Origin of the sequence: Caballeronia sp. LjRoot34 (assembly GCF_964253815.1) — a bacterium.
Taxonomy (GTDB): domain Bacteria; phylum Pseudomonadota; class Gammaproteobacteria; order Burkholderiales; family Burkholderiaceae; genus Caballeronia.
This window is the reverse complement of the sequence record NZ_CAXUSB020000003.1, coordinates 1,321,291-1,338,443: the sequence shown is the minus strand read 5'-3', so window position 1 is coordinate 1,338,443 and position 17,153 is coordinate 1,321,291. Positions and strand designations below refer to the sequence as shown.

Here is a 17,153-nt window from a genome sequence, read left to right as displayed (position 1 = left end):
GCATGCTGCTTGCTACCTTTGAGACTCCAACTCGGGGCGACAGCGTCTCGAACCGCGCGCGTCCGCACTTTGGGGGGTACCGCTTTGCAACCGTAGAAAGATTGAGTGGGGTATGAATTTTCTTGATGCTGTCTCATGATGTTGCTCCTATCGCTGGACCGACTCCACGTCGGCCACGGGTTGAACAAAAGAAAAGGCCTCTTGATTGGTCTCCCGCTTTTGTTGCTTTTTTGGCGCACGCTGCGCCGACACAGATAAGCCTCGAAGCCGGCTTCGCCATGCGGTTCGGTCCTCAACCGAGGCCTTCAACGCGTCCTGCGTACGTGGTAGACGACCCTTCAGAATTCCGACCAGACCGGCGTGCTCGTGCCCTCGAGTCAGAACCGCTTTCGTAATCGCCTTGGGAAATCCATCCTTTTTTAGCCTTTTGGCACGAAGACGAACATGCGCTCTCAATGAACGGTCAATTCTTTCGTAATCCTTAATGTTTCCTTTACGAAGATACGGTGCGACATCCACGCCAGCCTCGCGCAGCCTCGATTTACTCGTAAAACTTGCGTACGAGTGAGGCATCGGTCTGACGATTTCGGAGTGAGTCATATCCGGATGCCTTCTCCGCATCTCGCTGTATTTCGCGCAGAGTTTCGCGAAAATACGGGCCTCGTGTTTCTCAACCGACGCCTTCGTCCTCATTGTTAAAAGGGACAGCTTCCGCGGAGACGCTGAGGGCTGAACAATCGGGTCCAAGGCGGGAGGTTTTTTTGTCAACCAGTCTTCGAAATTCGCCCAAGTTCCATGCATCAGTGAGAGCAGTCCAATGCTTTGGACGGGGTTCGCGTAGACCCGCTTTCCTAACAGGAGGTCATCGACAGATGATTTGTCCGCAAGGACTCTTGTTCTTTGCAACACCGAATGCATGGGATGCTCGGACAACAAGTCTGCTACGCGACCCACATGTGTGCGGTTGTTGACTACCAGTCCCAGTTCAGTCGCTTTCCGGGATACTGCCCACGAAATTGCATCACGCTGGATGTCCGGTCGATACGTGGCATCCAACAAAAGATTCGAAATTCGATGCAGCTCGATTTCGGCCGCTTCCTCGCTACTAGATAGTCCCGTCGTTCCATAGAGGGGCCGCAACCCACAACCGCAGTGTTTGTCCGGACAGGAACTGCGCTCGGGAAAATCTTTGAAGTATTCGCGACAATTGACGCAAGCGGTCTCCCGTGGGCGGCAATGCGAGGAGCAATACAGCGTCCCAGCAACTAGGTTACGACGGTTCCAGAAAGGAGTGCCGCAGGGTGCGATGTCGACCTTCGCGCATTCTGGGCACGATGCCAATATCGGGGTAGCCCATCCGCTGCCTTGCCCATTCATCCCCAGCAACGCCAGGATGCCACCCTTGTATTTTGTTTTGCAGTGAGCCATATAGACTTCGATGTCTCGTGGGGTCATTACCCTCGTTTGCAGCGGCAGGTGAGTGTTCGTTGCCGACACTTGCTCGAACGTCCCAATTAAGTCGCGAAACGGAGCAAGGTGCACATCCAAGCCGCTCGGGGCGAACCATCCACAAGTCCGGATTTCATGCGGAGTCAACCCTCCTAGGCGTCCGAAGTACAGCGATAACATCTCATCTGGTGGCAAGGACGTTTGGAGCAGCGGAGCGTGCATCATAGGACCTCCTCAAGGTTCACGAGACCACAGCGGGAAAGTTGACGTTCTACCGTCACCGGTCTTAGTCCAGCCGCGCGAGCAATAACGGTGGGCGCGGCAAAGCAACTGATTGCGAAATCGTTCACTGCACTTTGAATTCGACGCGCGACAAATACCTCTTTGCTGGCCGGCGTGACCGCCGTCGCGCCGACACCACCGAACTGAGCGACGGCGCGATTAAAGGCGAATTCGGTCATCCCGTGTGCGACGCGCATCTGATAAGCGGATGGCAACGGTGCGCGACCATATGCAGAGCTCCGAGGGTCGGCGCGGGCGCTGTAGATGGCGTCTTCGACGCAAGGAGGCAAAGGCTGAACTCGCCTGCCACCAACCCGGCGGGAGCGCTGCGGCTGATGTTCGACAAACCAGTCACGGTCGTTGCGATATAGCCAGCTCCATAACGCAGCTGCCTTCTTCCGAAGTCCTTTGCGCGTGCAATCGCGCGAGTCGTCGAGGAGGTTCAGCCACGACAATCGTTTTGCGGAGCGCACATCATCGTCAGGCCCGGATGTCGGCTCGTGTGGCCGCGTCTTCTTTCGCACCGGGGCTTCACCGGCTTCAGTCGCGAAGATATATGCGAGCGCAATCGTTGCTGGATGAATGGGCCTGCTGCGCGCGAAAGCTCGAATTGCGATTGCCCAAAACTCGCCCAGACGAGCAATTTCTGAGAGCCGTCGGTCCTCGAACCCCTCAGCGAAGAATCGCTCAGATTCACGCTTCAACGTTGCGACGTCCCAGCGACCCGATTCCCGGACGTAGCCCTTTTCGGTCAGCATGGCAACGATGGCAGGCCATGTCTCTATACAATGGCATTTCTCAGAAAGCTCGATAGCCGTCCGAGCATAGAGAAGCGAGTTGCGGCCTGCGCAGGCCGTGCCTTCCTTGCAGAAGAGACCTTCGTAGGTACTGCCTTCGCCCTCGCTTTCGAGCAGCGCACCATCTCGATAGCAGCGAGTCACGTAGTCAATGCAATGCGCGCAGTATTGGACCGGGTGTCTGTGCTCGTGCCAATCGTTGAGAGCACATTCCGGGCAGACCAGCTCCGTGCGGTTCTGACATTGGAGGAGCGGTAACAGCCTGGAGCAAGGAGTGCGATAACGGCCGTCGGTGAGCGAGAAAGTCAGGCATTTTAAGCTCGCTTCCGACATGCCGAGCGCTTGCCAAGCCCGAAGACTGTACTCGCTCAGTATGTGCTCAGCGTCGCCATAGACGTCTTCGGTTATCTCGCAGAATAGCTTCGCTCGACAAGGCAGAGAATTGATGAGCGGCGCGCACCGGCGCAAACTGGTCGCGTGAAGGCGCCGCGCCCGAGTGCAGTTCGTGCATTCGGCGACCGTTCGCAGAATAGAAGCCGCGCTTTGCCCCGCCACAGCCTCCGGAAAAGTGAAGAAGGTCATTGTTCGGCTCCCTAGCGTGGTTTCTCAGATGAGTCGGGCAGCGAAGCCTGGAAGACCGTCGAAGTAGACACGCCATATGGGACGAGCGGTGGCTCCGGAAGCTTCGGATACGTCTTCTTGCCTGAGTAGCTGTCTTCCAAATCGAGCGAGGGAAACGAATCGAGGACCGTCCGCAACGGTAACCAGTCGGCATACCGCAACACGGGGCCGCGCTCGAACTGCCCTCCTTTTTCAGCCCGCAGAACGGCACCCAGGAATGGTTGCTCGAGGACCAGTGCGTTACTGGCGTAGCCTCTCAGCATTGCCGCAGTAAGCTCCTGCCTCCCGTCAACCGCCCACGCTCCGGATATGAAGGCGCCAAGCTTGACCGCCAGCTCGATGCGGCCGAAAGTCAGTCTCCAGAGTTCGACAATGAACCAGTCGGGCGCCTTTGTGCCCGATGCGATGTACTTGAGCCAAATGAACTGTGCGACGTTGCGCCATGCCCCAGAGAAACGGCCGAACGGTTCAATGACGTAAACACCTCGCGATGTGAGGGTGCTCAGCGCCGCCGACTGCTCAACTAGGCCAACGGCCATGCCTGCGGTGCCTAAAATGACGATTGGTATGCCGGTTGCGACGGCTATGCTTGCGAGCATTCGCCATCCTCGGCTGGCGTGATGCGGTTCCGCTTCGCGAGTGTGAAGCGGCCCGACAATAATCGCGCCGACGTTCGCCGCGAGCAGAATTGCCTGGGTCGAGGTGGTAGCTTCTTCCTCGGTGCTGAACAGCGTGCCCCGGCCGCGACTGGCCAACCCCGGGTGAAGCTTTGCGCCGATATACCGCGCGACATATCGAGCGATGGCTTTCGGACCGCTTGTCAGCGCGGGAATAATGACCAGCGATTCGAGCCGGAAGTAGCGCATCACCTGACCGGAGTCGACCCTCACGTCGACTGGTCTCAAGTCGTGACCGAGAAACTTCTGCAGGGAATGAACGAGAGCGCGCAGCCCAACGCCGGCAGTCCCGACCACGAAGTGAACACGCGGTTGGGTCCCCGTCACTACGATTTCATGGTCGTCGACAGGATGTCCGTGGCGATTTTTCCGATAATTGAGCAGGCGGTTCATCGTCAGGACCTTTGCTCGATAGGCGGGATTGGAAAGGTCCCGCTCTCCCGCGCTTTCCCGGCAAGAAACGCTCAGGTCCGCTCCTAGTTGCCCCATGACCCCAGTTGTTATCAAGATGTGGTCATCCGGTGTGGTCGACAACTGATTTCCCAGCGGGAGCAACTCCAACTCCTTTCGGGCTTGTGCTGGCGTGACTGTGCGCTTGCCTAATGCCACAGGTTCGCGGGTGACCTCGATTGGTGCCGAGCTCAGCCTGCCGTCGGTTGTCCGCTCAATGGCGGTTGCGGTCGCCGTTCCCATTATTCGCCTCCGTGTAATGGGGCGGGAACAGACGGCGCACAAGACGTGCGACGGCCGCGAATCAAAGGTCGCTGTAAGAGATGTTTTCCCGGCGCGAAGCGTCCGTTTTGGAAGCGACTCGGGAAAAATGTCGGTTGAGCGCCTCCAACCAAATTATCTGATTTATAAGGCTCAATACCTCGAGACAGAAAATCCGACGGTACTGGAGCGTTGCAGTTAGATAATCCACATTGCAAATACATTGCATTACCTCATACGATAGGCAGCCGAAATCCTCCGGATTGGTTTTCAAACCAGTTTTCGGAGAGCGAGCGTTGACATCGGCGCTATCATTTGAGAAACTACGCGCGTGTGAGGGGCGTAGTATCTTTTTGATAACGCGCAACTGGATAAATGGGGCGGCTGGTTACCGTCCCATTTATCTTTTTATGGTCAGTTCAACGCATTCTGACCGGTTCAATTAAGCGGTTATTCCATATACCTCCTTAGCGGGTCGCCTCGATAGACAAAGGCCGGCGGATTCACGGCTTTAAGCGCGAGCGCTCTTCCCGACGACCGTCGGTGCAAAAGCAACCCGAAAAAACAATCAGCCGCGACTGTCCCTCCGCCAGACTAATGACGAATCATTAGCCGGACGGAAGATTGGGGAGCGAGTGTCGAAGGCGCTTGCGCACTCGTCAGTGCATCTGGGCCGCCAGGCGAACGTTGGCGGGGAGTGGCCGGGCCGCAAGGGCCAAGAAAACGGTTGGTCGACGGCAAACAACATGAGCAGTTCCTCACGCGCCACCTTGCAGTGAGCGCTGTCCGGTTGAGTTGACGCCTCGCAATCGGGAGTCTCATCACCGTATGGCGACAGAACTCCCCAGAGAGAGACTCCAGCGGCCGAGCCATTAACGGCTGCCGCATACTCCATAAGACGGCGAGTCTTTTCAACCGACTCACAATCTCACCTGCTACAACAGCTACTACTATTACTACTTCAACTTCTACTACTCCAACTTGTATTACTTCAACTTCGTTCTTTACTTTCAACTTCTACAACCTGACACTCTGTTTAGATTTTTACCAACCAGGCGCCTACCAACATAGTAGCCATGAATCGGCACTCGTCAACAGCATTTCCACAAAAAAGCGTCTTTTTTAACTATAAATTTTTGTGAACTGGCACTGACATTGTCATTATTGCCTTTTCACATGAAACGATTTATCAGACAGAATATTTATTGACTACTTTTGCGCTGTGACGTATTTAAAATTATATTCAGACAGAACAAATCAAGTATTAGTCGTGGATATATAGTTTAAAAAGCGACATTAATGTATAGCGCTAAATAAGCTCTCATGGTCTGTCAACGATTATTCTGGGAAAGCCTGCTGCGCGAGCAACTGCCGCAATCGGTTCCAGTCGTCAAGCGTCGCAGCCCATAGTCCGTTTGGAACGATGACCGTTCGGTCTCGAAGCGGCACCGGAACACATCGGGCGTCCTGCTCTAACACTGCCAGTTGCTCTGGCTGCCTTCGTTCGACGTCCGCAGAGAGCAAGGTACACCGCCCCGTTTGTCGCCCGAACCTGCATCGGCGGACCAGCCTATTGCCTGGAACGGTAGCACCGACGATGCGGCCACGAAGCGCACTCGGGAAGAGCTGCCAGATGGCGCGGAAGCCGAACTGAACTATTAGACTCGAGTTGAGCACAATCCCCAACTGTTCGTTGTGTGCAAGTAGCTCTTCGAGTCGTCCGACGTGCTCGCCCGCCTTGAGCGAACAAGACTCCCTGTCCGAGATTCGACGCAGGCTAGCAGCACTCGGAACGAGAACGCCCTCGACCGTGACGTAGAGAATGGACCGTGGGGCCATGGGGACCCCCTTTTCGAAAGTATGCGTGTAAGCACGCGCGCGCCGACGATATACTCCGTAACGGTACTCGGAGCTATCTCCAACATGTGGGGTTGCCGCTCGGTTCGGCGATTGTTCTACTATTGCCCCCCGTTAAGGTGCGAAATATTTCGCACTTAAGCGTAGTCCATACGTTTCGAAATGCAAGAAATTTTTTACGATTCGCGAACTTTTTATGAGTGAAGCAGACACCCCTTGGGCCCGCCTTGCATCACGGGTTACCCGTGTGGCACTCACTCGAAAAGACTACACGTACGCTTCGTTGGTCACGGCATTGACCAACGACGGTGAGACCGGGGGAGACCGGGCCATCGTTTCACGTATCTCACGTGGAACGCTCAAGTTGAGCCTCTTCCTTCACATCTTGTCGGTCACGCGAGTGCGTCCTCCAGAACGATGGACAGATGCGCTTCGCGGCATAAACGATTGGGACAGCAGAGCCAGTGCCGTCGCCCGAGTCGAGATGTCCCACCAGCCGCCTGAGCTTGCAAGAGACTTCGTTACAAGCCTGTCAAGGTTAGGCACGGTGATGCCGGCGAAGACCCTGGACGCGCAAATTCAGAATGGCTCACTTCCGCTCAGTCTGTTTCTTCAGTTGCTGTACCTGCTGAACTCCAACTCTCTCGAAAGGTTCATAGACCAAGACGACCTCGCTGAGGCAGCGAGAAGTACAGTCCGGTCTTAAGCACTTGGATTTGCTTTCGCAGGTTGCGGATTTTCGTTGTTGTACTAGACTGAATATGTGCGAAAAATTTCGCACCTCAACAAGACCTCATCAAGCAGAATTCTAACTGGTCAACGTTGCCTTGCGGCTTTGGATAGCGCGTGCGGTCCACGGCCACCGACATTGAGGGTCACCGATGTCCTTCTTTCCGTAGACGTCTCGTGGCAGTCTTAGCGCATGAGTTCGACAGAATGTGTCGGCCTTTGACTCGCTACCCGACTCCCAAATTCGCGCAATAGCTGACGAGATACCGAACCGTCAGCACTAACATCCGCGCTGTCGAGGCCGGCTCGCATGACCGCGGCCGTCAATCTTGCGTTGACTTCTCACCGGTCGAAAACGGAGGCAGTCATGCCTGTTTGGAGCGTTCCCGAAGTAAGCACTGAACCCGATATGTCGATTTCTGACTGGCAAATCCTCGAGACGGAGAGAGGCTCTAGGCACTTCGTAGGCAGCGACGTTCGGGACTACACAGGTCGCGTAAGCTCCGCTATTCGGCATTTTGACCCGGCTGCTTTGCGAGGCGTAACTTCATCTGGCCGCGTCTATCAACTGGTTGGCCCTCAAGGGTGCTCGGGGACGGTCAATATATCTGGGCGCGGTGGTGCAAGGCCAACGACATAGCCTCCTATACGGATGTAACTGCCGAACTACTTACGGAGAAGGAATGATGACAACGCCAGCCGAGCGTACCAAGGCTGTAGTCGATACCAGGGACTTCTTGGAGATGCTCTCCAATGCAGAAGAGGTCACGATTCGCGGTCTGGTGCAATCGGTCTTCTCAGGCACTACCCATCGGATGTCGACTTGGACATATCAGCGTCCGCGCTACAAGGAGTCTGGGCGCATCCGACCGTCGAGTACCCTGACGAACTTGCAGCGTGCACTCGCGTCGTTCAGTTGTTCGCGACGCGGACTGACAAACAGAGTTTCGAGCGAGCATGACCATGCCGCCCCGTCGAAACAATCCAACAAGTGAACCTTCGTCCCCTGATGCGCACGTATTAGAGCTTTTGCGGAGCGCCGGGGTCGCGGTGACTCTCTTCGACCCTGTGGGAGCTCGCGCACTTCTTGAGATTCCGGATGCCGAACTCGGGCGCCGGTTCAAACGTGCGCTGGTGAAAGTTGCGGGGCTAGCCACAGTGTTGAACATAGAACAACGTTCGATTCGTGAAGAAAGCGCGCGACGGCGGGAGGACCTCCGTTCAAATCAAGGGGAGTCGACGCCTGCACGCCTGATTGCCAGCGCAAAATTACTGCACAAGTCTCATTTCTGTGCGGCCATAGGGTTCACCCCCCAAAAGGTGGATAAAGAAGTCGCTGCTCAGCGCATCTTCAGTGTCGACATCGACGATGAACCGTATTTCCCGGCATTCTTCCTGGTCGAACAAATTCGCCGGAAGGACTTGGCGAAGGTTGTGCGAACGCTCGGTGACTTGGAAGGCTGGAACAAGTGGCATTTTTTCACAACACCCAATAGTGCGCTGAGTGACCTGACACCGTTGCAAGCACTTTTCTATGGCGACAGGAAGCAAGTGTCGCGCGCCGCTGCGGAATTCGCCGAGCGATGAGAACCCCGTCGTCTGCCGCTGGCTGCGGGAGCTTTAAACCTGTATCGGCCATGGAAGCAATCTGGCAATTCGCTCTCGTGAATCCGGCGTTGCTGGTCGTGCCGGCACTCGCGTTCGTACTCAGCTTGGTCATGCTGCGCATCAAAAAGAGATACGTGAACGAAGGGATTTTGTTTAGGCGCTTGCCTACTTCCGAGCGCGAGCCGCGCGCCACAAAATCAGGGGAAGAAGAGATGACCGCCGGTAACGATATTGACCTTGAGATTGCGCTTCGCACATTTCACCAGTTAGGCTTGGAAGGTGGCGATTTAAGTTATGAATACTGGCATGCAGTTAGACAGCTACTGAAACGAGCGGCTGGCATGCAGGAGGAAATAGACTCACTCAGCAGGGAACTCGAGCAGTGTCGCGCAATGCAACGCAAGAAGCATTGAGGCTGAAGCTCGCTCGTGCATAAGCCCAAGTCATGAATGTGTGCGCTCGAGTCAAGTCTCGTATGTCTGAACGCATGAAAATCCGCGAGCTGAATCGTCCCGCCTTGCGGCCTGACGTTGATGAGTACATGTCCACGGCCGATGCGGCAAAGCTCCTGTTCGTCTCCCGTCGGTACGTTGTCAAGCTCCTCGACCAGGGCAAGCTCAAGCTTCACCACATAACCGGAAATAACCGTTTTGTGCGAATGGACTCAGTGCTCGCCTACCAAGCCGCCCAGCAGGCCGCGATAGCGGCTTACCATGCATCGGCTGCGGAAGAGGAGTGAGGAGACCGTGACCATTGCAATCGTTCCCGACGCCAACGTGCTCTAGGGCATTCGACCTCGCGATTGCCCTTCGCACGTTCGACCGGTTGGGCCTAGATGACGGGGGCCTAAGATATGCCTACTGGAACGATGTGGGACAGGTACTGAAACGAGCGGCCGGCATTCAAGCGCAAATAGACGCGTTCAGCAAAGAGTTGGAACAATGTCGAGCGAGGCTCAGCACAGCGGATTGAAACGAAAGAATCGCCATGCGCGAGGAGGCTCGGATGAAGGAAGGAATTGATGTGGAAGACCGACTGTTCCGGAAGTCGGACAAGCCTTCCGAGGACTTGAGTTGCAGTTGGCACTACAAGAAATCCCCGAGCTACAACGACTTCGCCTCTGTAGCCGCGGCCGGGAAATGGTGCATCTTTGTCAGCCCCGCCGAAGTGGACGAGCAATGGAGCAAAATCAGAGACGCTATCGAGAACGACCGGTTAATGTGTGCAAAGGTGTCTACCGCTCTGCGCAGCATGGGCCGCGATGGGCACGTCATCTGCGTCTACACGCGTGACTGGGCCGATACTCAGGACCTCATGCGCGCCCGCGAAGTGTTGCTGTCACTGGGCTTCGTGGAGGAACTCGGCTACAAGCGTGACATTGATACTCGGAACAGGAAATACGGTCCAGGTGAGTGGCACTTGCGCGCGTAGCGAGCGGTCGTAACTCAATTGAGGAGCACAAGTGGCCCATCCGCGAGATGAAAAGCTGGAGAGAGCTGCCGGTTGGCTGCGAGAAGCAGACGGGCTGCTCATCACTGCGGGTGCTGGCATGGGCGTCGATTCGGGTCTTCCTGACTTCCGTGGCCGAGAAGGCTTCTGGCGCGCCTATCCCGCGCTCCGGCAGCAAGGCCTCTCGTTCGAGGACATGGCAAATCCAGCCAGGTTTGCGGAGCATCCGGAGCTTGCTTGGGGCTTCTACGGACACCGCCTGAAGCTTTACCGCGAGACCGTCCCGCACGAGGGTTTCGCGATTTTGCGCCGGTGGGCTGACCGGATGTCCCGTGGCGCCTTCGTGTTCACAAGCAACGTGGATGGACAGTTCCAAAATGCCCGGTTTCCCGAAAATCGGGTGCACGAATGCCATGGGTCTATCCACGCACTTCAATGCCTAAATGTCTGCTCGAGCGATACGTGGCTAGCCGAGGAATTTCACCCGCTCGTGAATGAGAAGACATCTGAGTTGGTGAGCCCGATGCCGCGTTGTCCACGCTGCGGCGCGCTCGCACGTCCAAATATTCTGATGTTCGGAGATTGGGCGTGGATTGATGTGCCATACGAAAAGCAACGGGAGCGCCTGGAGGCCTGGATTGCAACCGTTCAACGGCTGGTTGTCGTGGAACTCGGCGCAGGCAAAACACTGCCCACAGTGCGGCGCTTCAGCGAGCGAAACGCGCGCCAACGACTCATTCGTATAAATCCTCGGGAGCCAAATACGAACCCGTTGCATGGTGTCGGATTCGAGGGCGGGGCCGCCACGACACTCAAACTACTCGACCTGGCGCGCGGGTGACGGAGCGTCGACATGGGCGACGGGACGTCTACTCAACCTGAGTGGCGTGATGTACACCCTCGTCCGATACGCTGCCGAACCAAATGCCGTCCGTGGCCTCACTCGTCCCCACAATGAGCATCACCATGCAGTTCAGGTCATGCTTCGAGCTACCGAATATCCCCTGAATCTTGTCAATATCGGTCGATGACGGTTCAGGCGAAAATTCCGGATGTGAATGCCAGTCGCCAACGTAGTGCAATCCTTCGGCGAAAAGCGCTTTTATCTCCTTCTGTTCGTCGTATCTGGAAGGCCAGAAAAATGTTCTTCCACGACGCGACTTCGCCGTCGGCTCGGTCGCACGCAGAATCACCATTCTGTCGCCATCAAAACTTGCGAACAGTTGCCCACCCGCTTCGCTTGAGGAAGCCTTAATTTGTCGATAGCGGGAAAGCGTATCTAACACGTCGTCACTCAGCTCGACCTGTCCAAAAGCTGTCAAATAACGCTTACTCATCGCTGCAGCGCAGCCTCATTCGATGGTGGGTTGAGTTGATTACGATACACCTTCTGAAAACCAGGACCGTCGAAGACCAGCGGGCGCCAGGCGGGCAAAATCTCTGCCCCTGTCTTCAACAGGTTTTCATACGGCCCAATCCACGTCCACGTTTGCCCCGTAGTGACCTCACTCGCCGCAGCGGCAAGAGCCAAACTGACAGTCATCGACGCAACCTCAGCCGACGCTGCCGCAGAAAAGGGTTGATAGAAGGCACCACATGCCGCCTCCCGTGGCGTCTCACCTGGCACCTTGGCTACCCGGCACATCGCTTCACCATACTCATTTAGTGCCCACTGCAACGAAGCGTCTGCGGACACGAACGTAGCGTGACCGGCAACCCCGTATCGTTCCAGCCAAGCGAAGATGGTCGGTGGCACGTCACCGGCCTCAAGCCCGGCGTTCAACTCAGCCTCGGAAAGCCAGTCACCGGTTGCGCTGATAACGAGGTCGGCTTTCTCGAAGAGCCGCTGGTTGACATCGCGAGCGAGCTGCCATTTTGACGCAAGCGCGAGAACGGCATAATCGACATATCTAGCGGTGATTTCGTCGCGCAATGCCTCCGCCTTGTTTCGGCCAATATATTGGGCGCCCAAAATATGCCTGCCGACGTTCTGGTAAGTCAGAACGTCTCCGTCAATGAGTGTCATGTTGCGCACGCCAGCCTGCGCCAGGAGCAGGGCAATCATCGCGCCCAACGCGCCACAGCCCACTAGAACGACATTGAGCCTTTTCACAGCGTCGGCTACTTCGCCTGCTGTACGCCTGACAAGGAATTCGCTGTCAACACGAACGACCGATGCACGCTTGCTCGGGAACTTGGCTTGTGACAGCCTGTTCGTCAGCACGTTCGCCGGCACCCTCACTCGGTTACGTCCAGACAGGAACGCCTGGCCGCGATTGGCAGGATGCGGAAATTGATGCTGGACCTGCGTAATTGTTGCACCCATTACCGGCTGGGCGTCATGCTCGAAACACCATACGACCACGAGGTCTTCGCCAAGACGAATGGACGTCAATACGTTCTCGACAGCCTCGGGACAACGATGGAACAGGAGGCGAAGAAGCTCAGAAGAGTTCGACGGATAATCTTCCGGATATAGAGGCCCATTCAAGCGCACAAAGACCGCTCGGCCGATGTCCCGACGCTTGACCGGACGACCTAGCTTCTTCATCCAGCCTTCAACGTCCTCAATTGAGTCGGCGACCATCACGCCGTTCGCCATATTCACAGCGTAGACCGTCCGCGTCTGCAAGAAATCGCGAAACCAGACGTACACGCCGCGCTCAGCAGCGCAGTCCAAGGTCCAGTAGGTACCGAACTCATCGAGATAGTCATTACGGTTCGCGCCAGTCAGTGCATCCGAATAGACTTTGACGGCTTCTTCCACAAGATAAACCGCCAACTCACCAGTAACAGGCAGCCGAATCGGCGTTGACGACGGCAGCAAGCAAAACACACCATCGCTTTCGAGATGAGGCATCTCGCAAGGCTCAGGGCGTCGCTCGACCGCGATGCGCGGCACCTGGAAGGCGCCTTCCCGTTCAAGTGCGACGATGAGTGGTTCCGGCAATCCCAAGTCGGCAGCCGGAATCCGCCAGCCGAGAGTGAACCGCCGCTTGGGGTACTGCCGCGCAAGTGCCGCGTTGCTCAGTTGCGAGGTGTCGCGCCAACGTCCGATTAAACTCTCGAACGTCGGCGACGTGGCGTCCTCCGCAACCACCATTGCCATCCCGTTATCAGGCATAGCGTCCTTCGCCGCCCGACTTCACGACCGGCCCGGTGGGTCGACGGGATTCCGTCGAAACAAACTTCGCACTCGTCTTCACCGCATCTTCAAGGGATTCAATCTCTTCGTCGAAGTAGTCGGTACAGAAGAACCACTTAAGTGCCTTCAGCGCCTCTAGGTCCGTCGCGCTCGCGTCCCCAAGCGGTGCGAGACGGCCGACAGCTTCGTTCAGCTTGTCGCGAAGACTGACCATATTGGCGTCGGCTGCCGTCTTCGTCACATTTTCGTACTGCGAAACCGGGCGGCTTACTGTCAGGTTCCAACGCAGGCGATTATGCATCTGCTGCACCGTTTGATAGAGCGCGTGGCCTTCACGGTCCGGATAGCCGCCATACGGATAGACTTCGTTCGTCAGAATCGACAAGACGAAGCCGCTCGGCAAAGACCAGGATGCGCGGCTCTTCGACCACGACTTCAGCAGACGTACCATGCGGCGCATCTGGCGCCCATCGACGGTGTCCGGGCTCTTCTGTGCGACGTTGTTCCGAAACCATTCGGTGACTGCCTCCGGGTCGGAATGCTTCCATTCGGCTGCCGCGAGTTCGTACTTCGCATCATCACCCTCCCCGATTTCCCGGTAGACCGGCATGTCGATGATGAAGCCGTCTTTGTAGAAGACGCGAACGCAGTTCTTCAACACTTCCGGCGCACGCTCGAACGCGTTGTCATAGTTCAATGCGTCGCGCACCATGCACTTGGCGTCGTAGGCGCTGAACTTGCCACCGCGGTCGCCAACAAGCTTGTCCTCGTGAAAGACGACGCCGTTGTCAATATCTGAAGTAATGGAGTTCGACTGCACCATCGTATGCATTGCATACGACCCCTGCTTGACGAACCTGTCCACCTTCGGCTTTTTGTTACGCTCCAGACCGCGCTCCAAGCGCTCCTCGCAGCTGTGCCGGCGATTACGCATGTCCGACTTTGTCTTCTCGGTGAGCGCAACCTGAGACTTAAAAAAGCCAAGAAGCTGCTTGTTGACGTTTGCCATTATATTTCCCCCGATTGGGTTGTTTTCGACGTGACAATTGGTTGGATTCCGCGGAAAAACTCGCGGATGAGCGGCTGAGTTGGATTCTTTTGCGCCGTAGCCGCAGAGATATTCAAGTCTGCAGCTTCATGGGCGAGCCTTGTCAGCAACTCCAGCGTCTGCGGGCTGGGGTTGTCGAGGCTGAGAAATTTCGCCTGGTCGGTCGGGACTTTGGGGTCCTCCAGCCGAACGTAACGAACGGGCCGGTTTGCAGTGTCCGCGACTGCCTGCGTGACGTAGTGATAGGCGAAGGATTGCGCGTCGAGCGCCACCTCTACGATACCCAGGCCCACCTTCCAGCCAAGCAGTCCGCGACGGCTATCGTGGTCGCGAAGCGCCCTACCTTTGAACGGCGGACATGTGCTGACGGCCATCAGTTCAATCGGTCGCTCGGGGTCCACCATCGTGAGCGCCTCGGTCAATGCGACGAGCGAGGGATTGTTGGCCCATAGGCCACCGTCGGTGAACCAGTTCACCTGAGCCTTGTCCTCCGGCTTTTCGACACATTTCAGCGGAAAGACAATCGGCGCAGCAGCCGACGCCATGCAGACGTCGACCAGCTTGTAGTTGTCGTCGCGGTGCAGGCGGTTTTCCTTGCGGTCGTGCGGCGTCTTGAACACCCACGACTTATTCGTCTCGACGTTGACCGTCGGAATGCAAAGCGCGATGCCTCGGCGCTCATACATCTGCTTGACCGTCTCGTCTTTCAGCACCTCCGCGAGCGCCGCCCGGAGTGCTTCAGGTGCGTTCGCCGGCTTGCGCAAATGCCGGGAAATCCAGCTTACCAACGCGAGACCACCTTCCGGCACCGGATGCTGGAAGATACCCGGTGCCTTATCGCGAAACAGCCGCGCGACCTCGCTAAGGGGGACCCCGGCCGCCAATGCAACCGCGAGAATCGCCCCCGTACTCGTGCCAACAATCATGTCAAATTGCTTGCCCAAATCAAATTCGGCCCCCGGGGTCAAGCCGTCTTGGGCGGCAAAACGACGCGAAAGCTCTGCGAGCAGAACAGCGGTGTATAGCCCCCGTACCCCGCCGCCGTCGAGCGAAAGCACACGGTAAGGTTTACTTTCGGACATTCTTCAAGACGACATCGTCGTCGGTAGTTTTGACCGTAATAATTTTAATCTGAAGTAAGGATTTTTGTCAATTAACAACTTTCAGTACGCCATATTTGGCGTGTTATAATTTTATGCACAACTTATCCACAGATTTTGTCAATGACAACCTATGAAATTACGGATTTCGATAGCCTAAGTGACGTAGAAATAACACAGGAAATTGGAGAGCGCATACGCGCCGAACGCATCCGGCAAAGCAAGTCTCAGCTGGAATTTTCGGCTGTAATCGGCATCCCACTCAGGACGTATCAGAGATTTGAGCGGGATGGGTCGGGGACAATCGAGACGTTGGTAGCAGCCCTGCGCGCGTGCAATCGCTTAAGGGGATTGCAGGTTGCGCTGCCCCAGCCCACTCTGCCGGAGCGACAAACGCCCCTATCGCGCCTCACACCGCCGCGCGTGCGTCGCGCCATCAAAGGCGATGACGAGGATGACAGGAATGACGGAAGTCGCTAGTTGACGTGGCGGGAAATCAGGAGTTTGAACTTGTTGAGATTTCGCGGGCGTACGGCCCGCAGGCGGACATAACGATGCTTCAAATCAGCACAGGCAAGTTCTTTGATACAGATGAAACATTCGATACGACTCACCGGGGTGCGCTCTACTCAAATTTCCGTACGATGGCTGACGACACCATCTCGGCACAGGCGGGCAGTCTACTTGCCGCAGCGCGGTGGCGAGATATAGAGACTTTCGTCTACGAAGTATTCGAGCGGCAGCCGAAGCTAATTGCTGCAGCTGCGATAGTGTCGGTGGGCCCTGAGGCTTCCCTTGAACAGAACCATTGCGCGCTCTTCTTCAGATGCGCTCTTGACCTCCTTGGCCAGCTCCTTGGAGATAACCGGGTGCAAGCCTGCGAGCGCAGTAAGCATAGTGTTCCGGCTCAATGCATCCATCGCAAGGTCGTACTCAAATGTCTTTTCCGCGAAGAATGGCCGCACGAACTTGTCTGCGAGAGCAGTGATGCCTTTCGCTGCATCCGATATTTCAAGACTTTCGCCTGGTTTCGGGTAACCGCCGGCTGAGTCGCCGTCAGTCAGAACGACCACGGGAACCTGGAGACCCTTCTCGCCAAACAGCGGGAGAAACGCGTCGAAGCTCAGACAGTCGGCGCTGATAACGCTGACCGCGTGCTTGCTGAGTTCGTACTTTAGTCGAGAGGCAAGAGCCTCGAACAGGAATAACTCAGCAGCACCCTCCACGAACACAATTCTGCGAGCAAAAAATACCCTGCACGAGTTACGTTCAGGTATCAGCTCTCCCGGCTTCCTGTAGCACAGCGCGTTCATGATGCGGGCAAAGTCGAAGCTTGCCGGTCGCCATGGCAAGCAAGAACTCAAGCGCAGCGTCGCCTAGCGTCGAGCGTCGCCACGGCACCGCCTCCGCTTGAGCGCACCGTCCCTGAGATGCCGTTATCCATAGCTCTGCTGCAACCCATCCATCAGGCTTCAGACGTATCCGGTTTCCAGTCATTGAGATAGGTTAGCCACCGCCGCGTCACCAACACGTTGATGATGACTAGGCGAAACGGAACCGTAGGAAGGTCGGACAGTGCCTCGGCTTCAAGATAGGGGCATTCCGTTAGCGCCTCCATGCCGCCCCACATAAACGAGGTGGGCCCCTCAAATCCCTGAAGCGCCAGTGTCGACGAAAGGG

The 17,153-nt window shown here is 56.4% G+C and carries 16 protein-coding genes; 8 read left to right on the top strand and 8 right to left on the bottom strand.

Features of this window, described 5'->3' with window-relative positions; genetic code table 11:
* Positions 1-147 precede the first annotated feature (147 nt).
* Genes ACSQ36_RS36955 through ACSQ36_RS36945 form a run of 3 tightly spaced genes read right to left on the bottom strand, consistent with a single transcriptional unit; the run spans position 148 to position 4,519 of the window.
* A complete protein-coding gene (locus ACSQ36_RS36955) occupies positions 148-1,674 on the bottom strand; it encodes a hypothetical protein (RefSeq protein WP_436185930.1) in 1,527 nt (508 codons plus the stop codon).
* The gene (locus ACSQ36_RS36950) at positions 1,671-3,110 is read right to left on the bottom strand and encodes a TnsD family Tn7-like transposition protein (RefSeq protein ID WP_436185929.1); all 1,440 of its coding nucleotides are present in this window, start codon (positions 3,108-3,110) and stop codon (positions 1,671-1,673) included. The genes ACSQ36_RS36955 and ACSQ36_RS36950 overlap by 4 nt, the downstream gene beginning before the upstream one ends.
* A gap of 11 nt (positions 3,111-3,121) precedes the next feature.
* Complete coding sequence (locus ACSQ36_RS36945; RefSeq protein ID WP_436185928.1) at positions 3,122-4,519, bottom strand: hypothetical protein; 1,398 nt, start codon at positions 4,517-4,519, stop codon at positions 3,122-3,124.
* A 2,071-nt stretch (positions 4,520-6,590) separates the two neighbouring features.
* On the opposite strand from ACSQ36_RS36945, the gene ACSQ36_RS36940 reads away from it, so the two are divergent.
* The 7 genes from ACSQ36_RS36940 (at position 6,591) to ACSQ36_RS36910 (ending at position 11,021) form a co-directional block, all read left to right on the top strand.
* Positions 6,591-7,100 carry a DUF6471 domain-containing protein gene (locus tag ACSQ36_RS36940; RefSeq protein ID WP_436185927.1) on the top strand — a complete coding sequence of 170 codons (510 nt, stop codon included), beginning with the start codon at positions 6,591-6,593 and terminating at the stop codon, positions 7,098-7,100.
* 706 nt (positions 7,101-7,806) lie between these two features.
* Complete coding sequence (locus ACSQ36_RS36935; RefSeq protein WP_436185926.1) at positions 7,807-8,118, top strand: BPSL0761 family protein; 312 nt, start codon at positions 7,807-7,809, stop codon at positions 8,116-8,118.
* Complete coding sequence (locus ACSQ36_RS36930; protein ID WP_436185925.1) at positions 8,081-8,710, top strand: hypothetical protein; 630 nt, start codon at positions 8,081-8,083, stop codon at positions 8,708-8,710. The genes ACSQ36_RS36935 and ACSQ36_RS36930 overlap by 38 nt, the downstream gene beginning before the upstream one ends.
* Before the next feature lie 50 nt (positions 8,711-8,760).
* On the top strand, positions 8,761-9,144 hold the full coding sequence (locus ACSQ36_RS36925) for a hypothetical protein (RefSeq protein WP_436185924.1): 384 nt from the start codon (positions 8,761-8,763) through the stop codon (positions 9,142-9,144).
* Between the two features lie 62 nt (positions 9,145-9,206).
* Positions 9,207-9,470 carry an excisionase family DNA-binding protein gene (locus tag ACSQ36_RS36920; protein ID WP_436185923.1) on the top strand — a complete coding sequence of 88 codons (264 nt, stop codon included), beginning with the start codon at positions 9,207-9,209 and terminating at the stop codon, positions 9,468-9,470.
* A gap of 266 nt (positions 9,471-9,736) precedes the next feature.
* On the top strand, positions 9,737-10,162 hold the full coding sequence (locus tag ACSQ36_RS36915) for a putative phosphothreonine lyase domain-containing protein (RefSeq protein WP_436185922.1): 426 nt from the start codon (positions 9,737-9,739) through the stop codon (positions 10,160-10,162).
* Positions 10,163-10,280: 118 nt separating this feature from the next.
* The gene (locus tag ACSQ36_RS36910) at positions 10,281-11,021 is read left to right on the top strand and encodes an SIR2 family NAD-dependent protein deacylase (protein ID WP_436186460.1); all 741 of its coding nucleotides are present in this window, start codon (positions 10,281-10,283) and stop codon (positions 11,019-11,021) included.
* Positions 11,022-11,049: 28 nt separating this feature from the next.
* Here ACSQ36_RS36910 and ACSQ36_RS36905 read toward each other — a convergent pair whose 3' ends face one another.
* The 4 genes from ACSQ36_RS36905 to ACSQ36_RS36890 are packed head-to-tail and all read right to left on the bottom strand — an operon-like array spanning position 11,050 to position 15,455.
* Entirely contained in the window at positions 11,050-11,517 is a 468-nt protein-coding gene (locus tag ACSQ36_RS36905) for a Mov34/MPN/PAD-1 family protein (protein WP_436185921.1), read from the bottom strand.
* The gene (locus ACSQ36_RS36900) at positions 11,514-13,304 is read right to left on the bottom strand and encodes a ThiF family adenylyltransferase (RefSeq protein WP_436185920.1); all 1,791 of its coding nucleotides are present in this window, start codon (positions 13,302-13,304) and stop codon (positions 11,514-11,516) included. The genes ACSQ36_RS36905 and ACSQ36_RS36900 overlap by 4 nt, the downstream gene beginning before the upstream one ends.
* A complete protein-coding gene (locus tag ACSQ36_RS36895; RefSeq protein ID WP_436185919.1) occupies positions 13,297-14,334 on the bottom strand; it encodes a cyclic GMP-AMP synthase DncV-like nucleotidyltransferase in 1,038 nt (345 codons plus the stop codon). Before ACSQ36_RS36895 ends, ACSQ36_RS36900 begins: the two co-directional genes overlap by 8 nt.
* Positions 14,334-15,455 carry a CBASS cGAMP-activated phospholipase gene (locus ACSQ36_RS36890; RefSeq protein WP_436185918.1) on the bottom strand — a complete coding sequence of 374 codons (1,122 nt, stop codon included), beginning with the start codon at positions 15,453-15,455 and terminating at the stop codon, positions 14,334-14,336. Before ACSQ36_RS36890 ends, ACSQ36_RS36895 begins: the two co-directional genes overlap by 1 nt.
* 141 nt (positions 15,456-15,596) lie before the next feature.
* On the opposite strand from ACSQ36_RS36890, the gene ACSQ36_RS36885 reads away from it, so the two are divergent.
* On the top strand, positions 15,597-15,953 hold the full coding sequence (locus tag ACSQ36_RS36885) for a helix-turn-helix domain-containing protein (RefSeq protein ID WP_436185917.1): 357 nt from the start codon (positions 15,597-15,599) through the stop codon (positions 15,951-15,953).
* A gap of 269 nt (positions 15,954-16,222) precedes the next feature.
* On the opposite strand, the gene ACSQ36_RS36880 is transcribed toward ACSQ36_RS36885, so the two are convergent.
* Complete coding sequence (locus ACSQ36_RS36880) at positions 16,223-16,825, bottom strand: ATP-dependent endonuclease (RefSeq protein ID WP_436185916.1); 603 nt, start codon at positions 16,823-16,825, stop codon at positions 16,223-16,225.
* Positions 16,826-17,153 lie beyond the last annotated feature (328 nt).